The 18,367-nt window shown below is 55.3% G+C and carries 15 protein-coding genes and 1 riboswitch; of the genes, 12 read left to right on the top strand and 3 right to left on the bottom strand.

Annotation, left to right across the window (positions count from 1 at the left end; genetic code table 11):
* Positions 1 to 67 precede the first annotated feature (67 nt).
* Entirely contained in the window at positions 68 to 562 is a 495-nt protein-coding gene (gene def, locus ACMHXI_RS04695; RefSeq protein WP_208125968.1) for a peptide deformylase, read from the top strand.
* Here def and ACMHXI_RS04700 read toward each other — a convergent pair.
* Positions 559 to 1,986 (bottom strand): ATP-binding protein, encoded by a 1,428-nt coding sequence (locus ACMHXI_RS04700; RefSeq protein ID WP_413734151.1) that lies wholly within the window; start codon positions 1,984 to 1,986, stop codon positions 559 to 561. The genes def and ACMHXI_RS04700 overlap by 4 nt on opposite strands.
* Positions 1,987 to 2,138: 152 nt before the next feature.
* On the opposite strand from ACMHXI_RS04700, the gene ACMHXI_RS04705 reads away from it, so the two are divergent.
* The 5 genes from ACMHXI_RS04705 (at position 2,139) to ACMHXI_RS04725 (ending at position 8,816) form a co-directional block, all read left to right on the top strand.
* A complete protein-coding gene (locus ACMHXI_RS04705) occupies positions 2,139 to 3,266 on the top strand; it encodes a hypothetical protein (RefSeq protein WP_413734153.1) in 1,128 nt (375 codons plus the stop codon).
* 1 nt (position 3,267) lies between these two features.
* Positions 3,268 to 4,983: a Y-family DNA polymerase gene (locus tag ACMHXI_RS04710; protein WP_413734155.1), complete on the top strand. Its 1,716-nt coding sequence runs from the start codon at positions 3,268 to 3,270 to the stop codon at positions 4,981 to 4,983.
* On the top strand, positions 4,983 to 8,141 hold the full coding sequence (locus ACMHXI_RS04715) for an error-prone DNA polymerase (protein WP_413734156.1): 3,159 nt from the start codon (positions 4,983 to 4,985) through the stop codon (positions 8,139 to 8,141). The genes ACMHXI_RS04710 and ACMHXI_RS04715 overlap by 1 nt, the downstream gene beginning before the upstream one ends.
* A 30-nt stretch (positions 8,142 to 8,171) precedes the next feature.
* A complete protein-coding gene (locus ACMHXI_RS04720; protein WP_413734158.1) occupies positions 8,172 to 8,384 on the top strand; it encodes a hypothetical protein in 213 nt (70 codons plus the stop codon).
* Between the two features lie 99 nt (positions 8,385 to 8,483).
* Positions 8,484 to 8,816, top strand: a complete 333-nt coding sequence (locus ACMHXI_RS04725) for a DTW domain-containing protein (protein ID WP_413734160.1) — start codon at positions 8,484 to 8,486, stop codon at positions 8,814 to 8,816.
* A gap of 74 nt (positions 8,817 to 8,890) precedes the next feature.
* On the opposite strand, the gene trhA is transcribed toward ACMHXI_RS04725, so the two are convergent.
* Together trhA and ACMHXI_RS04735 are read right to left on the bottom strand one after the other, a co-directional pair.
* A complete protein-coding gene (trhA, locus tag ACMHXI_RS04730; protein ID WP_107352149.1) occupies positions 8,891 to 9,571 on the bottom strand; it encodes a PAQR family membrane homeostasis protein TrhA in 681 nt (226 codons plus the stop codon).
* A 284-nt stretch (positions 9,572 to 9,855) separates the two neighbouring features.
* Positions 9,856 to 10,086 carry a hypothetical protein gene (locus tag ACMHXI_RS04735; protein ID WP_208160936.1) on the bottom strand — a complete coding sequence of 77 codons (231 nt, stop codon included), beginning with the start codon at positions 10,084 to 10,086 and terminating at the stop codon, positions 9,856 to 9,858.
* Positions 10,087 to 10,176: 90 nt separating this feature from the next.
* Between ACMHXI_RS04735 and ACMHXI_RS04740 the strand changes: the two genes are divergently transcribed.
* The 6 genes from ACMHXI_RS04740 to thiH all read left to right on the top strand — a co-directional run bounded on the left by ACMHXI_RS04740 (position 10,177) and on the right by thiH (position 18,364).
* Complete coding sequence (locus ACMHXI_RS04740) at positions 10,177 to 11,088, top strand: hypothetical protein (protein ID WP_413734162.1); 912 nt, start codon at positions 10,177 to 10,179, stop codon at positions 11,086 to 11,088.
* 164 nt (positions 11,089 to 11,252) lie between these two features.
* A riboswitch (TPP riboswitch) is annotated at positions 11,253 to 11,352 on the top strand.
* A gap of 228 nt (positions 11,353 to 11,580) precedes the next feature.
* Positions 11,581 to 13,671 (top strand): phosphomethylpyrimidine synthase ThiC, encoded by a 2,091-nt coding sequence (gene thiC, locus ACMHXI_RS04745; protein WP_413734164.1) that lies wholly within the window; start codon positions 11,581 to 11,583, stop codon positions 13,669 to 13,671.
* Between the two features lies 1 nt (position 13,672).
* A complete protein-coding gene (gene thiE, locus ACMHXI_RS04750; RefSeq protein WP_413734166.1) occupies positions 13,673 to 16,243 on the top strand; it encodes a thiamine phosphate synthase in 2,571 nt (856 codons plus the stop codon).
* Complete coding sequence (thiS, locus tag ACMHXI_RS04755; protein WP_115390410.1) at positions 16,233 to 16,433, top strand: sulfur carrier protein ThiS; 201 nt, start codon at positions 16,233 to 16,235, stop codon at positions 16,431 to 16,433. Before thiE ends, thiS begins: the two co-directional genes overlap by 11 nt.
* 1 nt (position 16,434) lies before the next feature.
* A complete protein-coding gene (locus ACMHXI_RS04760; protein WP_413734168.1) occupies positions 16,435 to 17,214 on the top strand; it encodes a thiazole synthase in 780 nt (259 codons plus the stop codon).
* Positions 17,207 to 18,364: a 2-iminoacetate synthase ThiH gene (gene thiH, locus ACMHXI_RS04765; RefSeq protein WP_413734170.1), complete on the top strand. Its 1,158-nt coding sequence runs from the start codon at positions 17,207 to 17,209 to the stop codon at positions 18,362 to 18,364. The genes ACMHXI_RS04760 and thiH overlap by 8 nt, the downstream gene beginning before the upstream one ends.
* Positions 18,365 to 18,367 lie beyond the last annotated feature (3 nt).

The raw sequence follows: 18,367 nt of genomic DNA on the forward strand, positions 1-18,367 counted from the left end.
TTTGATGCTTTTTCGCCATAATGGCGCCCATTGAACGCCAAGTCGAGTAAATTGAGAATATAACCCTATGGCAATTATGGATATTTTGACGGTTCCCGATCCCAGGCTCAAGCGTAAAGCCAAGCCTGTCACCGAAATAGAAGCCGTGCAGCCTTTCATCGATGATCTGTTGCAAACCATGTATCACACAGACGATGGTATCGGCTTGGCCGCGACCCAGGTGGGCAGTGGGCACGCAATAGTCGTCATTGATATCTCAGAAGAGCGCAATCAACCTCTGGTGCTGATCAATCCGCAGATCACTGAGTCCAGCGGTGAATTTATCGGTGAAGAGGGCTGTTTGTCCATTCCCGGTTATCGCTCCAAGGTAAAACGCTTCGAGTCGGTCACTGTCAGCTATCTGGATCGCCAGGGCCAAGCCCAGACGATCCACAGTGATGATTTCCTGGCCATAGTGCTGCAACATGAAATCGATCATCTGCACGGCAAGGTATTTATCGAGCATCTCTCCCGCCTTAAGCAGGAGATGGCACTGAAGAAGGTGCGTAAGTTTACCGCCTAAGCGATAGACTTAAGTTGGGCTTCGCTGCAGCTTGGCAGTTGCAGCGGCAGCTCAAGCAATATGCTCAAACCGCCCTGAGGCCGGTTGACCGCTTGGGCCGAGCCGCCCAGGAGCTGCATACACTGGCGCACAATCGCCAATCCCAGCCCATAACCTCCCTGAGAGCTGTGACGCGCTTCATCCAAACGGGTGAAAGGGTTGAACAAGGCTTCCAGTTGCTCCTTGGGGATCCCGGGTCCATTATCGCTGATACTCAGCTGCAGTCTGCTATCACCCAATTTGTCGTCACCCAGCTGAGATACCTGGATTTCCACCCGGCAGGTTTCACCGGCATATTTGAGGGCATTGCGACAGACATTTTCCAGCGCCCGCTTCAAGTAGGCCATATCGGTATGCAAAGTTTGCTCATCAATGGGGGCCTGTGCCCAGACTATGCTTTGCTTGGGGCCAGACTCAAACTCCAGATCCTGCAGCAGTGAGCGGCGTAATTCTGTCAGGGTAAAAGGCGCTGCCGTCAGCTTAATGAAGCCGTTGCTCAGGCGGCTGAAGTCTAAAATGGTGTTGATCAATTGCGCCATCTCTTCGCCCTGGCGTCTTAGCCTGGCAAGAGGTTGTTGATGTTCCTCCCCCAAGCGACTTTCCAGCAGGTGTAAGGCCAGCTCCTGCCGGGCAAGGGGAGTGCGCAGTTCGTGGGAGACATCCCTCAGTAACCGCTGCTGGGTTTGAATGCTCTTTTGCAGCTGCTCGGCCATATGGTCAAAGTCGGTCGCCAACTGGAAAAACTCCGGCTGCTTTAGTGAAAAATGACCGGCAATCCGGGTATCGAGTTGGCCCTGTGCCAGCTGACGGGTGGCACTGCGCAGTAAACTCAGCGGCTGGATCAGATAGCGGCTCAGCAGACGACTGAACAACAAGAGCACCAGTAGTCCTACCAGGATACGGATAAGCCAGAGGCTTTTATCCAGTTGCTGCGCCGGATGTAAAGAGGCGTTGAGCTGCACCACCAAGAGCAGGGGATTGTCCGGCTCCAGGCTATTGCGTAATGGCAGACCTATCAAAGGTTTTTGCACCCTGTCCCCCATAGGCTGCTGCAACTGCTTGAGGAAATTGAGTTTGTAAACAAAGTGCGGGTGCATTTCCCGCTGACTCACCGCCTGCTGCTTGCTATCCAGCACATAGAGTACAAATGCCTGACGCCCCTCCCAATCCGCCAGTCCGGCTATATCGCCCCTGACGATATAGTCGTTGGCCTCATCGGCCAGTTGCTGTAACTGGCTTTGGGTCTGCTGGGGCAGCAGTAACAAGCGGTTTAGCAACATGGCTTCAATACCACTGGCGAGCAGCAGAATAAGCAGTAATGACACACCAAAATAGCCAAACAGTCGCCATTGGAGTTGGGAAAACAGGCCGGAAAAGGGCAGCAAGGCAAGCTCCTGAATTATTCGCTGAAGTCGAGAATATGTTTCGATAATCATTCTCATTTATTCTATCTCGGGTTAAGGCTTTGGCGCCAGCACGACTTGTCAGTTGGCTAAAGTTAGCTATACTGTATAAAAATACAGTATCGGTGTTTTTCATGTCTCTTTCAGCCAAAACTCACTCTGTAAAATCTGATCCAGCAAAATCTCAGGCCTTGAACGGCCTGCTGGAGCGCCGGGATCTCTGGTTGGGGCCGGGCGGTCAGGGCAAAACATTGGGGTATCCCAGTGGTTTTGAAGCATTGGATGCGCAGCTCAGTGATGCAGGGTGGCCAAGGCAGGGCATTTGTGAGCTCTTCAGCCAGTCTCCTGGGCACGGGGAACTCAGCTTGTTGCTGCCTTTGATGCGTTATTTACTGCCGGCTCAGTGTGGCTCACATTCCGAAAGAAATCAGTCCAAAGGAAATCAATTTAGAGGGGATGAGTCCAGAGATGCCATGATAATGCTGATAGCGCCGCCATTGCAGCCGCTGGCACAGAGCTTTGCCCAGCACGGTATTGCCGCCGAGCGTATTTTGTGGCTGGAGTTAACCCAGCGTAAAGAGGTGCTCTGGGCCATGGAGCAAGGGCTGAGCAGCGGCGCCTGTCCCCTGGTGCTGAGTTGGCTGGACAAGCTGACACTGAGTGAGGCCAGAAGGTTGCAACTTGCCGCAGAGCAGGGCAAAGCGCTGGGAATTTGCCAGTTGCCAATGGCTCAGGCCGACAGCAATCATCCTGTCACCTTAAAGCTGGCTATCAGCGCGGCTGGTGTTAATACCGCCAGGCTGCAAATTTTAAAGCGTCGCGGTGGTTGGCCCGTCCCTGAATTGCATCTGCGTGGCTTGCCGGCTCTGGCGCTTGAACTGCCCCATGTCGAGCCAGGCGTGGTAACTCTGAGAAGCGGCAAGGCGGCTCCCAATCATTGCTTAAGTAACTCAACAGACTCAATTGAGCCAAAGCATTCCGGCCGCAAGGCCAATGGCCCTGTTCTTCACAACTCTGTGCTTCACGACTCTGGTTTACATGGCACTGGTCTTCATAGCACTGTGTTTTATGGTAACGTGCTTCATGGTCCTTGGGGGATGGCGCAGTCAAGGATTGCTGCATCCAATGAATACGCGCCTAATCCCTGGACGGCACGGCAAGAGTCAAACAAGCCCGCGGGGTTTTTTCAAAGCGCTAATCCGCAAACGGTCAATTCTCAAACCACTCAAAGCCATACAGCTCAGAGTCAAGAGGCTATCTGAGATGCCCCAGGTATGGATGGGAGTCTGGTTTCCGCAGCTATTGCTGCAATATCAGCGTTATCGCCTGACTATGCTCGACAATATGACGGACACTATGACCGGTACTATGACCGACACTATGACAGGAAGTATGACAGGCAGTGGTGCGGCTCAGATTCAAATACGCGCTCAAACTCAGCCCCAAACCCAAAGTCAGCCCCAAACCCAAAATCAGCCAAAAGCAGTGCCAACCGCAGCGGCGTTAGAGCCTCTTGATCCCCAAGTCCCCATGGCCTTGTATGACAGCCGGAAGCTGGTTATACATTCGGCCTGTCCCGCCGCTCAAGCAAAAAGCGTTACAGCTGGGATGAGTGTCGGCAGCGCCCAGTCGCTGCTGGGAGAGTTGCAACTCTGGCCACTGCAGGAGGTGGACAGCGAGGCATTGCGGGATTGGTTGTGTCAGTGGAGCTATGATTTCAGCGCCAGAATCTGGCCGCCGTTGTTATCCGGGCTTACTGAACAAGCTGCCCCATATGCGGCCGATGCGCGCTGGCCTACAGATACACTGCTGCTGGAAGTGGGGTCCATGGCTAAACTGTTTGGCTGTTTGAGCGCCATTGTCGAGGCTTATCTCAACAAAGTCGCCGCCTATGGTCTGGAATGCTCATTGGTGCTGGCACACAGACCGCTGGATGCGGCGATATTGGCGCGGCATACTCACGTCGGCATCAGCGCGGTATCAGCTATCTTCATGAGCTCACCCACAGCTGAAAAAGCCGGGCGCCTCAAGGTGCATCACGGCTTACCGCCAGACTTGCCACTGGATTTGCTGCCATTAACCCAAGAGGAACGGCAACGGCTCGGCGCGCTTGGGCTGACGACTCTAGCCATGCTTGATGCCTTACCCCTTGCCGAGTTGGGGCGGCGCTTTGGTCAAGGTTTGCTGCAGCTTCTGGCACAAATCCAGGGGCGTTTGCCCTGTTGCCGCAAGGGATATGAGTTACCCGAACAGTTTCAGGCCAGGTTGACCTTGCTGCATGATGTTGAGTGGGTTCAGGGATTGCTGTTTCCATTGCAAAAGCTGCTGGGGGAATTGGCAACCTATTTGCGGATCAGGCAGTTGGCTGTGCAACAGTTGGAGCTGTGGCTGAAGTTTCGCGAGCCAGAGACGCGGGCGCTGCAACTGACACTCAACTATCCCTTCGGGGAATATCAACTGCAGGGACTATCTCAGCTCTGCCGCTTACAGCTGGAAGGGTTGCAACTGCCGAGCCCGGTCGTCGATATTGAGCTGCGAGCCAGGCAGTTTGTGTCGCAGCAGCTGGGTAGTCGAGAGTTGACTGAGTCCAGAGAAGGGCTGCAGCAGGATGCCAATCAATTACTCGCCAGATTACAGGCCAGGTTAGGTAGCCATAAGGTGCGCTCTTTGGTGTTGGCGGCCGATCCCATGCCTGAACTGGCCAGCACTGCGGCTCCCCTGACTCGTTGGCCGCCACCGGCAAGACCGCCCGTTCAGCCGTCGCTGGCACTGCGGCCTCTTTGGCTGCTGCAAGAGCCGCAAGCCATTGCTCCTGAAGCCGTAGAGCTGCTTAGAGGGCCGGAAAGGTTACAGAGCCCCTGGCATTCAGGGCCTTTTCCCTGCCGGGATTATTTTCTTGCCCATCATAAGGAGAGCGGCGGTCTGTGTTGGCTGTTCCGCACCGCTAATGGGCTCTTTCTGCACGCTTGGTTCAGCTGATGTACGCCGAATTGCATGCTATTTCCAATTACAGCTTTTTGCGCGGGGCTTCCCACCCGGATGAATTGGTGCAGCAGGCCGCCAAACTGGGCTATGAGGCCATCGCCATTACCGACGAGTGCTCTCTGGCGGGTGTGGTCAAGGCGCATGGGGCCGCCAAACAAAGCGGTATCAAGCTGATTGTCGGCGCCGAATTCCACCTGCCGGAAGGCTGCCTGGTACTGTTGGCAAGAAATCGCCGGGGCTATGGTCTTATAAGCACTCTGATAACCCGGGGGCGGCGCCGGGCCGATAAGGGTAAGTATCGGTTAACCCTGGATGATTTTGCGGCCATTGACCGCGGCTGCTTTTGCCTGTGGCGACCGCCATCAGTGAGCGACTTACTGGCGCAAGCCGACTTGCAAAGCACTGAGCACCAAAGCCCAAGTCAGCAAACTCCTTGGTTGACGCAGCTGCAGCAGCGGAGTCTGGCACAATTGAATATCCTGGCGACACGGGTCAAAGCCGCGTTTTCACTGCCGCTTTATCTCTTGATTGAGCGGCAATTGCAACCCGGAGAGGCTTGGTATCTCGAGGCCTGTGAGGCGCTGTCGAGTCGTTTTTTACTTCCCTGTGTCGCCGCCGGTAATGTGCAGATGCATCTTGCCGAGCGGCAAAGGCTGCACGATGTGCTCAGCTGTATCCGCCATGGCCGCGCCGTGCCCATGGCCGGCGAGCTGTTATCAGGCAATGCCGAGATGGCGCTTAAGCCGATAACAACTATGACCAGGCGTCATCCCCAAGCCTGGTTGGCAAGGAGTTGTGAGCTGGCGTCCCGGTGCCATTTCAACTTGGATGAACTCAAGTATGAGTACCCGGCCGAGTTGGTGCCAAGCGGCCTAAGCGCCAGTGAATATCTGGCGCAGGAGGTGGAAAAGGGCGCCCGCAGGCGTTTTGGCGAGGCGATAACACCTGAAGTGCAGACTCAGTATCGGCGCGAGCTCAAGCTGATTGCCGAGCTCAATTACGAATACTTTTTCCTGACCATCTATGATCTGGTCTGTTTTGCCACCAGGCAAGGGATACTGCATCAGGGACGAGGCTCGGCCGCCAACTCTGTGGTCTGTTATTGCCTCGGGATCACCGAGGTGGATCCTACCAAGGTCAACATGCTGTTTGAGCGTTTTATTTCCAAGGAGCGCCATGAGCCGCCGGACATCGATGTCGATTTTGAACATGAACGCCGCGAAGAGGTGATCCAGTATATCTACCAAAAATATGGCCGTGAGCGTGCAGCCCTGGCCGCCAGTGTGATCACTTATCGTTTCAAGAGTGCCATGAAAGATGTTGGTAAGGCTCTGGGGCTCAGCGAGCAACGGCTGGATGAGCTGATAGGCGCTGTCGATCGCCGCGATCCGCAAGTGCCTTGGCAGCAGCAGTTGCAACAAGGCAAGCTGTTGCCACAACAAGGTTTGGGGCAGTGGTTGTTGCCGCTGGTGGAGACCCTGATGGGTTTTCCAAGGCACTTGTCGCAACATGTCGGCGGCTTTGTGATTTCGGCCGGGCCATTGGCCGAGCTGGTGCCGGTAGAGAATGCCGCCATGGCCAAGCGCACTGTGATCCAATGGGACAAGGATGATCTCGAGAGTCTGGGGCTGTTAAAGGTCGATGTATTGGCGTTGGGAATGCTGACCGCGATCCGCAAATGTTTCGAGTTGATCTCCCGTCACATTCGTCCCTTTGCCATGTCGGATATTCGCTGGGAAGATCCGGCCGTCTATCATATGTTGCAGCAGGGCGACAGTATGGGGGTGTTTCAGGTGGAATCGCGCGCCCAGACCAGCATGCTGCCAAGGCTCAAACCCGCCTGTTATTACGATCTGGTAATACAGATAGCCATAGTGCGCCCGGGTCCAATTCAAGGAGACATGGTGCATCCCTTTCTGCGCCGCCGCGATAAAATCGAGCCGGTTACTTTTCCTTCGGCCGAGGTGGAAGGCGTGTTGTCACGCACTATGGGGGTGCCCATTTTTCAGGAGCAGGTGATCCAATTGGCCATGGTCGCCGCCGGTTTCAGTGGCGGGGAAGCCGATCAATTGCGCCGCGCCATGGCCAGTTGGAAACGCAGTGGCGAGCTGGAGCAATTTGAACACAAGCTGCTTCAGGGGATGACGGCCCGAGGCTACAGTGACACCTTTGCCAGGCAGATATTCAACCAGATCCGCGGCTTCGGCGAATATGGTTTTCCCGAGTCTCATTCGGCCAGCTTTGCGCTCCTGGCCTATGTTTCGGCATTTCTCAAACACTATTACCCGGTGGCGTTTTGCTGCGCCTTGCTCAACAGTCAACCCATGGGCTTTTACAGCCCATCACAGCTTATTCAGGATCTTCGTCATCATGGCGGCCTGGTATTGCCGGTTTGCATCAACCTCAGTCAGTGGCACAGCACACTGGAGCGACAAACCGATGGCTCCTTGGCATTGCGCCTCGGGTTCAGGTTGGTCAAGGGATTATCCGAGCACAGCGCCGTCAAGATAGTAGCGGGTCGGGGCGAGGGCTTTACTCACTTATCGCAGTTGGCGGCTCTGGCACTGCCAAGGCGTGAGCAGGAGGCGCTTGCCAGCGCCAATGCCTTTGCTACCCTGGGGGGCGATCGCCATCAGATCAGGTGGCAGTTGGCCGCCCGTCAGCAGAGTTTGCCTTTGTTTGAGCAGCCGGACGAGGCCGATTTTCGCCTTGAAACCGCCTTGCCTGAGGTCACCGAAGTCGATGCCTTGCTGGCTGACTACGCCTGTACCGGGCTAACTCTGGGGCGCCATCCTCTGGCACTGCTCAGAGAGCAGGGGTTACTCGGCAAGTGTCACAGCGCCGCCTCTTTGTGGCAGTGTCGTCATGGTCAGAATGTGACTGTGGCCGGGCTGGTGGTCGGCAGGCAAAGGCCTGGGACTGCCAGTGGTGTTACCTTCATCACCCTCGAAGATGAAACCGGCAATGTTAACCTGGTGGTATGGAGTGATACGGCAAGGGCCCAGCGACAGGCTTATTTGAGCGCCAGGATCCTCAAGGTGAGTGGGGTCGTGGAATTCTCGTCCGGCGTATTGCATCTGCTGGCCGGTCGGCTGGAGGATATCTCGGGCAGTATGCACGCGCTGGTGGTAAACTCGCGGGATTTCCATTAGCCGATAACCCATTTTAAGCTGCTGTTGCCTGTGAAAATAATCCTGCTGACCCATGAAAGAGAGCTGAATCGAGCCAGTAATACAGCCACCCTGGCGCTTAATGCTTATCCGACTCTCTGTAAGCGGGTACTGTGGGCGCGTAAAGCCCCGGATGCTTGGTTAATGGAGCACTTGTCTTTGGGGCGAACTGCCTTACTCTATCCGCAAATCGAAGAAAATACTTCCGAAGAAAGTATTTCGTGAACTCAAGCTGCAAATGAAAGCCCAAACTTAAGCCAAAGCCCAAACCCAACTCCAAACCAAAGTTCAAAGCTAAACCAAAGCCCGGCTCATGGCGCAACATTGCCTCAAGACGCTGCTCAGGAAACCGCTCAGAAAACTGCTCTGAAAATAGGGAAGCCGCTAAATTCGCTGGTCATACTCGATGCAACCTGGCAGGAGGCCGGCAAGATGTATCGCCAAAGCCCTTATCTGCAGTCGCTTGCCAGAGTCGAACTGCAAGCAGAGCAGGGCTCGGCGTTTCGCTTACGGCGCAATCAGCGCCAGGGCGGGTTATGTACCTTGGAATGTATTGCGGCTGTTTGGCAAGACTTGGGGGGAGACTATAGTATCGCCGCCAGGCGGTTACTCAGTGAGTTTAATCAATGGCAGGCTGAGATAAGAGCTCCGGCTTAGCTGCACTAGAGTTAGCACAGCAAGCCGGAAGCCGTCTCTCTACGGCGGCGCTGAGTTAAGTCTATCCGCCTGCGTTAGATCACCGTCAGATAAACACACAGGAAATGGCAAACGGCGCCGCCCAACACAAACAGGTGCCAGATGGCATGATTGAAAGGGATCGCCTTGGTAGCGTAGAAGATCACCCCCAAGCTGTAGCTCAGCCCCCCGGCCAACAGCAAGTTGAACCCGGCAGTTGACAGGTTATCGATAAGCTCAGGCAACACGGCGACGCAGAGCCAGCCCATGGCCAGATACAGCACCAGGCTCAGCGCCTTGAATCTGTGAATAAAGCAGCTCTTGAACACTATTCCCCCCAGTGCCAACGACCAGATGGCCATCAGCACCCATTCTTCCTGGGCATCGGCCAAAGTAATTAACATCAGCGGGGTATAGGTTCCGGCGATCAACAGATAGATGGCGCAGTGATCCAGCATCTTGAGGCGCCGTTTCCACACAGGGTGAGGAATGCTGTGATACAGGGTCGAGCAGAGGAACAGCAGGATAATACTGCTGCCATAGATGGTTACACCTGTTAACTGAATAGCGTCCAGCGAATGCCAGCCCTTGAGCAACATCAGCACCAATCCCAGAATGCCGGCAATCACCCCCAAACCATGGCTGACGGCATTGGCTATCTCTTCATTCAGACTGTATCCAGCGGAAAACTGGCCATTGAACTGGGCTTCGGCTGCAGGGGCTTTGCTGTTGGACATGATTGACTCTCTGGTTCGACCTCATTGAAAGTGAGTCTAACAGCGCCGTAGCGCCATGGCTAGATAAAAGTGTACAAGTGTTCGCTGAGATGGATTTATTCCTTGAACCGTATCGTCTGCATTTTTTGCAAACGTCTAATGTGGCACCTTAACAACTCGTTGCCCGGCTTCCAAGTCGCTTTTTACAGTTATTTTGTTCAGAGAATTCCGTCAGTCTTATTCGACAAGGGTTTTACTTGTTTTGCTTGAAGCCGTCGATTTGAGCTTGTAGCGTAAATTGCTTTTCAAACAAGGGAATGAACTTTTTGCCGAGGGTTTTCCTCTAACACTGAGTTTACATTCAGCGACGGATAAATCAGCGGATTATGCCTTATCTTCCAGAAAAGTTTATTGCCAGCCGAGACGAAAGCTCGGCGGCAATGGCAAGCCTGAGCTTTAGCATCCCGGGTAGGGATGCTGCCTTTGAGCTTGGTCTGGATGAAATCATTAATCCCTGTTCCTGCAAACCAAGCCATTCTCAATCACATTCGATAGCCCCTTCCTTTGCCCAATCGCCTTTTAGTCAACAGCTTGGGTTTCAACCCCAATGCCTGGCGCAAGTTGGCATGGCTAAAAAAGCAGAGCAGGGGGATGGTGAGGCAAAGGGCAACGTCTTCAGCAGTTGGACCGCGGCGGGAGCCGCGCACTTAGTACTATTGCTGGGGTTATCCTGGTTTTGGCAGCAGGCCGAATGGCAAAGAGAGGTGACTGAGCCTGCCAAACCCAAGGCGCTGCAATCCTATCTGTATTTCAGTCAGCCCAGCCCCAAACCGTCAACGCCAGTGCCGAAAGCCTTGGAGGAAGAAGCAATAACCCAGCCCAAGGAAGCGATAGAGGTTAAAAAAGCTGACTCAAGCAACCGTTCTGAGCCACAAAAAAACGAGCAACAAAACACTGAGCCACGAAAACAGGCCGCCGAAGAGTCAGCGCAAGAGACTGAACAAGTGGCTGTTCAAGACCAGAAAGAGCAAAGTATCCCCAAGACTCGGGCTCAAAGCGTTAAGCCTACTGGTAGAGTCATTGAAGAAACAAAAAATGCAGCCGTACCTGCGCCCGAGCGAGCAAATGACTTTAGACCACAGCCGGCAGAGCAAGCTCAGCTGGACTTCAGTTCAAGCGCATTAAAGTCTGCCCGAAAAGTATTGCAACACTCTCAACAGCAGGCGCTGCAGCAGCTATCACAGCAATATGCGGATAAGGCTACGGGACGTAAGAGCCTCAGTGAAATGGATGGGGAGATGGAGGTGCTTTGGGTCAATGACGCCGACGATTTCAATAAAGTGGCCAGTCTGGATCTGCCGCTCGACCCCAACCGTATCGTCAAGGATGGTGATACCTGCTATCGGGTCGTCAAGGTGCCGACTCCGCTCAATCCCTATGCCGAAAACTTGGGGTTTCCATTTAAGTGCGGTCAGACAGAGATGGAAAAAGCACTCAAGGAGGCGGTGGCCAGCCGTCTAAAGCGGCTTGGTAAGTGAATTTTGCAATCAATTTATTTGATTTGAAATCAATTTATTTTTTAACTGCTGATAATACTATAATTTAATTCAAATGATTAAATTGTGATTTTAAGTGATTCAATCCTGTGGCTCGTTTTGTCATTGGGCTTGTTTCCCGCTTCGGCTTGTGCTTATACTCGGCAGCAATCTTGTCGGAGTGCCCTATGGGCTGAGACCGTTTATTCGGGATCCGTTGAACCTGATCAGGCTAGCACCTGCGAAGGAAACAAGCATTCAGCTGCAGCATTACCGCAGCCACTGCGAGCAAAAATCTATGCCAAAGGCTTTAAAGAGCCGAGGCGATATCTGGCTTCTCAAGCGGACATTGAACTGACCTGAAACCACGAGGTCAGTCTGCCAACACCGCCGGAGGAGGACTCCAAATCAAGGAGTTTAACCAGTCAGCTCGCGCCGCTTATTATTCAACTCTCCTGACAAGCAATTTCATTTTCCAAAAGAGTGAGCTTGCTTATGTCAAATCGTCAATCCAATCGTCGTCAAACCCGTGAGGCCGCCCAGGCCTTTATCGATAACCTTAAACCCTTGCAGCATCCCAATTCACAGAAGCTGTTTGTTCAGGGCTCCCGGGCCGATATTCAGGTAGCCATGCGCCAAATCAGGCAGACAGACACCCGAATACCAACCCAAGATGGCAGCGAGCAATTTGAACCCAATCCCACCGTACGTGTTTATGATTGTGCCGGCCCTTATTCAGATCCCAACGCGGCTATCAATGTGCGCCAGGGCCTGGATAAATTGCGCCAGGGCTGGATCCTAGAGCGTGATGATACGCAAGAGCTGACTTCGGCCAGCTCCAGTTTTACCCAGCAGCGGCTGGCGGATGAAGGGCTGGATCATTTGAGATTCGACGCTTTGCCCAAACCGCGCCGGGCCAAGCCGGGTAAGCGGGTGACCCAATTGCATTACGCCCGCGCCGGCATTATCACTCCTGAAATGGAATATATCGCCATTCGTGAAAATATGGCCCGGGCCAACGAAGCGCTTGCCAAAGATCCGCAGCTGGCCCGCAAGGCCAAAGGAGAAGCCTTTGGCGCTATAGTTGCCACGCCGATAACCCCTGAGTTTGTTTGCAGCGAAGTGGCCCGTGGCCGCGCCATTATTCCCGCCAACATCAACCATCCGGAAGCCGAGCCTATGATTATCGGCCGTAACTTTTTGGTGAAGGTCAACGCCAATATCGGTAATTCGGCGGTGACCTCTTCCATCGAGGAAGAGGTGGAAAAACTGGTGTGGGCTACCCGTTGGGGCGCCGATACGGTGATGGATCTGTCCACCGGCCGTTATATCCACGAAACCCGCGAATGGATAGTGCGCAACTCGCCTGTGCCCATAGGTACCGTGCCCATCTATCAGGCGCTGGAAAAGGTCAACGGCATTGCCGAAGATCTCAGTTGGGAAGTGTTTCGCGACACCCTGATAGAGCAGGCCGAACAAGGGGTGGATTACTTCACTATTCATGCCGGGGTATTGCTGCGCTATGTGCCCATGACGGCCAATCGGGTGACAGGTATGGTATCCCGCGGCGGCTCCATTATGGCCAAGTGGTGCCTGAGCCATCATAAGGAAAACTTCCTCTACAGCCATTTCCGCGACATCTGTGCGCTTTGCGCCGCCTATGATGTGTCTCTGTCGCTCGGTGACGGCATGCGCCCCGGCTCGATTGCCGATGCCAACGACGAGGCTCAGTTTGCCGAGCTGGAAACCTTGGGTGAGCTGGTGAAAATCGCCTGGGAATACGATGTGCAGACCATTATCGAAGGGCCGGGCCATATTCCGATGCAGCTGATCAAGGAGAATATGGACAAGCAGCTTGAGTACTGTGATGAGGCGCCTTTCTACACCTTGGGGCCCCAGACCACGGATATTGCGCCCGGCTATGATCATTTCACCTCTGGCATAGGCGCGGCGATGATTGCCTGGTACGGCTGCGCCATGCTCTGTTATGTGACCCCCAAGGAGCATCTGGGTTTGCCCAACAAGGAAGACGTTAAACAAGGGCTTATTGCATACAAAATTGCGGCACATGCCGCCGATGTCGCCAAGGGACATCCAGGCGCCCAGCTGCGCGACAATGCGTTGTCCAAGGCCAGATTCGAGTTTCGCTGGGAAGATCAATACAACCTGGGGTTGGATCCCGATACCGCCCGGGCGTTCCACGATGAATCCCTGCCTCAGGAGTCTGCCAAGGTGGCGCATTTTTGCTCCATGTGCGGCCCCAAGTTCTGCTCGATGAAAATTACCCAGGATGTACGCGACTATGCAGCGTCTTTGGTTACGTCTCAGGTGGCTTCGGGGGATTCGTCAGGGACAGACTCGGCAGAGCGCCAAACCGAGCCAGTGCAGGCAGAAGAACTGATGGCACAGCCGCTGGAAGTACTGGATGCCGAGGCGGGGATGGCGCGGATGTCGGCGCAGTTCAAGGCCGGTGGCAGCGCCCTGTATCATCCGGCTACAGCAAGCGAAAAGTCCTTGTCCGAGTCCAATCCCAAACCCAAGTCCAAGCCCGAGCCAGAGGCTGCACGCTATGAAGAGGAAGCCTGAAATGGCGGCTGATAAAAGGCCGATAGTCTGGAGCATAGCCGGCTCAGACAGTGGCGGCGGCGCCGGTATCCAGGCCGATCTGGCCACCTTCAGTAATCTTGGCTGTCATGGCTGCTCTGTCATCACCACTTTGACCGCCCAGAGCAGTGTGGCAGTGACGCTAACCGAGGCGGTGAGCGAGGAGATGTTGCTGGCGCAGCTCAATGCTCTGCTCGGTGACTTGCCGCCCAAGGCGATAAAAATCGGCTTGCTAGCCAATCAAGCGCAGCTGCAGTTGCTTTGTGACTGGTTGGCTCGGCACCTGCCTGATGTTCCTTTGGTGGTCGACCCTGTCATGGTCGCCAGTTGCGGCGATGCACTCTCAAAGAGCACTGCAACGGGCGCAGCGCGGCTGGATTACCGGCCGCTGGCGGCGCTCTCCACTGTGCTGACACCGAATATTCACGAGCTGGCGTTGCTGAGTCGCAGCGATATTCATGACTTTCCTTCCTGGCAAGACGCGGCAACTTGCCTGGCAAACGAACTGCCTTGTCATCTCTTGGCCAAGGGGGGGGATTTCGAGGCGGGGATCGCGCGCGGTCTGGCAGAAGACTTATTGCTTTTTAAAGACTTGCCTCACAGCTCCGGGTTGCATCAACGGCAGGGGTTTGTGTTGGCGAGCCCAAGACAAGCATCCAGCAACAACCATGGCAGCGGTTGCACGCTATCCAGTGCCATAGCGGCATTTTTGGCCCACGACTGGATCTTGCCCGATGCCCTGATCCTGGCCAAGGCCTATATCAATGGCGCCTTGGCGCAGAGTTATCGGGTAGGCACTGGTCCCGGGCCCTTAGGTCGCCCCGGGGTTTGTCTGGCCGCCGGGCTTATGCCTGTCATCTGGCCGCTGGAGGATTATCCCTGGGCCAACCCAGCCCAGGTGCTTGGCGCCCCTTGGCTTGCAGCACCAACCTCTGCTGATGCTGTTAGTGCTAGAGGTGTTGGTGTTAAAGGCGTTAGTGCTGAAGACTTTAAAACGCTGCCCCATAATCTGGGTATCTATCCGGTCGTGGCCGATGTCGAATTACTGGAAGCCTTGCTCAAGGCAGGTTGCCGCACCATTCAATTGCGGCTCAAGGGGGAAGTACAGCCAGGTTCGAGCGCCGAGCAGGCGATCATTCGTGCTATCGCGCTCGGGCGCCAATATCAGGCGCGGGTATTTATCAATGATCACTGGCAACTGGCCATTGCCCACGGCGCCTTTGGCGTGCATTTGGGCCAGGAGGATCTCAGCCAGGCATCCCTTGAGGCCATCCAAGGGGCCGGTCTGGCGCTGGGGTTATCCAGTCATGGTTATTTCGAGGCGTTGCTTGCATTGCGCCACAGGCCCAGTTATCTGGCCCTCGGACATATCTTTGCCACCACGACCAAAGTAATGCCATCTCTGCCCCAGGGACTGGCGCGCCTTGGCGCCTACAGCGAAACTTTCGGCTCCTTGCTGCCGACGGTCGCCATTGGCGGCATTGGCGAGCATAACCTTGATGCCGTCAAGCATACCGGAGTGGCCAATGTCGCCGTGGTGCGGGCCATTACCGAGGCCGCCGAACCGGTAACGGCCTTCAGGCGCCTGACACAAAGCTGGTTAGGGCGAGCAGCCACGATTGCAAGCGGGATTAGCTATGCTCAACAAAATGCCGGGCTTCAGGACGATGTCGGGGTTCAGGACTGTACCGGAGTTCAGGACTGTGCCGGAGTTCAGGACTGTGCCGGGCTGAGCGATCGCGACTTTATCCGTTACGGTAGCCAGTTACTGCTGCCCAGAGTCTCAGAAGCGGGGCAGCTCGCCTTACGGGCAAAGACGGTCGCCATAGTGGGGCTCGGAGGCCTTGGTCATCATTTGGCGCACTCTTTGGCCGCCGCCGGAGTAGGGCGTCTCATTCTTATCGATCCCGATATTGTCGAGCTGGGTAATCTGCCGAGGCAACTGCTCTACAACGAGCAGGATATTGGCCGTTTGAAGGTCGACGTGGCCAAGGAAAAGCTGGGGCGCGATTATCCAAACTGCCTGATTGAGATTGAGCCCAAGCTATTTGGCCCCAAGAGCGCGGAGCTTATTCGTGAGGCGTCACTGGTATTGGATGCCAGCGACAATTTCCTTTGCCGTCATAACCTTAATCAAGCCTGTGTGAAGCTGGGCAAAGAGTTGATTGCGGCGGCGATCAGCGCCGATTCCGGCCTGCTGTGTCATACCGCCCCTTGGCTTAATCCCGAGGCGGGCTGTTATGAATGCCTGTTCCCGCGAGACAGCACAGGCTTGGGGCGCTGCCGCGACATGGGGGTGCTGGGTCCTGCGGTGCAAACCCTGGCGGCGATGCAGTCGCTGGCAGCCATCAATACTCTGCTTGGAGAGCGCAGCACCCTGGGACGACTCATCAGCTTGGATTGCCGAACGTTAAGCGTACGTGAGGCTGCGCTTTGCGCCGACCCGGCATGTCTTTGCTGTCAAACCCACACTCAGGCTGAACTTCAAACCGAAGCCCAATTTATGAAAGGGCGCTCTGAGCTTAGCCGTGAGGAGAATTGCGATGCAAATTAAGATAAACAATCAAGTCAAAGAGTTGCCTGAGGCTATGACGCTGTTACAGCTGCTCAAGTGGTGTGATATAGCGCCTGGCAGAGTGGCGCTGGTGCGTAATGGCGCCGTAGTGCCCAGATCTCAGTGGCCAATGCTTGAATGTCAAAGCGGAGACAGTCTCGAGCTGTTTTCCGCCGTTGCCGGAGGTTGATATGTTGCAAATTGGCGAGTTTGAGTTTCAATCCAGGCTATTTGGCGGCACCGGCAAGTTTACTTCGGCAGAGCTGATGCAACGCTCGCTCGTGGCCAGCGGCGCCGAGTTGGTTACTGTGGCGATGAAGCGGCTCGATTTTAACCTGGGCAGTGATGAATTGCTGGCACCGCTCAAAGAGCGCGGCGTGCAGCTGCTGCCCAATACTGCCGGGGCCCGCAATGTCAGGGAGGCGATTTTTGCCGCCGAGCTGGCGCGGGAGATGCTGGGCACTCAACTATTGAAGCTGGAGATCCACCCGGATCCCCGTTATCTATTGCCGGATCCGGTAGAAACACTGGAAGCGGCCCGGGTCTTGTGCACCGAAGGTTTTACCGTACTGCCTTATGTGCATGCCGATCCCGTGCTGTGCTTGCGCCTCGAAGAGGTCGGCTGCGCCGCCGTGATGCCGCTTGGCAGTCCCATAGGTTCCAATCAGGGGCTGGCCACAGAACCCTTTTTGAAGATCATCATAGAGCAGGCCAATGTGCCTGTGGTGGTGGATGCCGGGATCGGCGCGCCGTCTCAGGCGATGCGGGCGATGGAGTTGGGCGCCGATGCCGTGCTGGTTAATACTGCCATCGCCTCCAGCTTGGATCCCGTGACCATGGCGGGCTGCTTCAAAGATGCGGTGCGCGCCGGGCGAGCGGCCTATCTTGCCGGACTCGGGACCATCAGCAATCGAGCCCAAAACACCAGTCCGCTGACCGGGTTTCTCAATCTGGGAGACAACCATGGCTGATTTTCTCGAGCGTTTTACCGCTATCGACAGAGATCTACTGCGCCTTGCTATTGCCAGTGTCAGCGCCGCCGAGGTGGAGCGCTGTCTGGCGCGGCCCGAGACGATAGCGCACAATCCCTCGGCCTTGCCCATTCTCTTGTCACCGGCGGCCCGGGAATTTCTCGAGCCTATGGCGCAGCTCTCTGCTGCGCTCACCCGCAAGAAGTTCGGCGCCAACATAGGTCTCTATGCGCCGCTCTATGTTTCCAATCTATGCGCCAATGATTGCGACTACTGCGGTTTCAGCATGAGCAATAAAATTCGCCGCAAGACCCTAAGCCAGGCCGAACTGGATGCTGAAATTGCCATTCTCAAGCAGCGCGGCTTTGATTCTGTGTTGCTGGTTTCCGGCGAACATGAAACCAAGGTAGGGCTGGATTATTTTGCCAAGGCGCTTTTGAGGCTCAAGCAGGACTTCAGCTATCTGGCGATTGAAGTGCAGCCCCTCACCGAAGCGGGCTATCGGCGACTGGTTGATGAGGGACTGGATGCCGTGATGGTATATCAGGAGACCTATCAGCCCGCCACCTATGACCGCCATCATCTCAGAGGCAATAAAAAGGACTTTGGTTTCAGGCTCAATACACCGGACAGGGCCGCCAGGGCCGGGGTCGACAAGATAGGCCTGGGGGTTTTGCTCGGGCTGGATGATTGGCGCCTGGACTCGGCACTGATGGGATTGCATCTGGACCATCTACAGCAAAAGTACTGGCGTAGCCGCTTCAGCGTGTCGCTGCCAAGGCTCAGGCCCTGCGTTGGCGGAGTAACGCCGGCGGTGACTCTGGATGATGCCGGATTGGTGCAGCTTATCTGCGCCATGCGCTTGTTCAGCCCGGCGCTGGAGTTGAGTCTCTCTACCCGGGAGAGCGCCTCACTCAGGGACAATCTATTGCCCCTTGGGATCACCCATGTGAGTGCCGCCAGCTCAACAGAGCCAGGAGGGTATAGCAATCCCAAGTTGCAGCTGGATCAGTTCCAGATAAGTGATGAGCGCACCGTCCCTGAGGTGGTCAGCGCCATTCGAGCACAAGGCATGCAACCTGTCTGGAAAGATTGGGACGCGAGTTGGCTCACAGGCGCCTCTTTTGCGGTAACCCATCAAGGTGCATGAACC

The organism is Shewanella sp. BJSY2023SW005, from assembly GCF_047314585.1.
GTDB lineage: Bacteria > Pseudomonadota > Gammaproteobacteria > Enterobacterales > Shewanellaceae > Shewanella > Shewanella algae.

Excerpts from the sequence above, each read along its gene's own strand:
- ACMHXI_RS04705 (WP_413734153.1), top strand. The coding sequence starts at position 2,139 with ATGTCTCTTTCAGCCAAAACTCACTCTGTAAAATCTGATCCAGCAAAA.
- thiS (WP_115390410.1), top strand. The coding sequence starts at position 16,233 with ATGCAAATTAAGATAAACAATCAAGTCAAAGAGTTGCCTGAGGCTATG.
- thiC (WP_413734164.1), top strand. The coding sequence starts at position 11,581 with ATGTCAAATCGTCAATCCAATCGTCGTCAAACCCGTGAGGCCGCCCAG.
- ACMHXI_RS04735 (WP_208160936.1), bottom strand. The coding sequence starts at position 10,086 with ATGGCTTGGTTTGCAGGAACAGGGATTAATGATTTCATCCAGACCAAG.
- ACMHXI_RS04710 (WP_413734155.1), top strand. The coding sequence starts at position 3,268 with ATGCCCCAGGTATGGATGGGAGTCTGGTTTCCGCAGCTATTGCTGCAA.
- trhA (WP_107352149.1), bottom strand. The coding sequence starts at position 9,571 with ATGTCCAACAGCAAAGCCCCTGCAGCCGAAGCCCAGTTCAATGGCCAG.
- def (WP_208125968.1), top strand. The coding sequence starts at position 68 with ATGGCAATTATGGATATTTTGACGGTTCCCGATCCCAGGCTCAAGCGT.
- ACMHXI_RS04760 (WP_413734168.1), top strand. The coding sequence starts at position 16,435 with ATGTTGCAAATTGGCGAGTTTGAGTTTCAATCCAGGCTATTTGGCGGC.
- ACMHXI_RS04740 (WP_413734162.1), top strand. The coding sequence starts at position 10,177 with ATGGCTAAAAAAGCAGAGCAGGGGGATGGTGAGGCAAAGGGCAACGTC.
- thiH (WP_413734170.1), top strand. The coding sequence starts at position 17,207 with ATGGCTGATTTTCTCGAGCGTTTTACCGCTATCGACAGAGATCTACTG.
- thiE (WP_413734166.1), top strand. The coding sequence starts at position 13,673 with ATGGCGGCTGATAAAAGGCCGATAGTCTGGAGCATAGCCGGCTCAGAC.
- ACMHXI_RS04715 (WP_413734156.1), top strand. The coding sequence starts at position 4,983 with ATGTACGCCGAATTGCATGCTATTTCCAATTACAGCTTTTTGCGCGGG.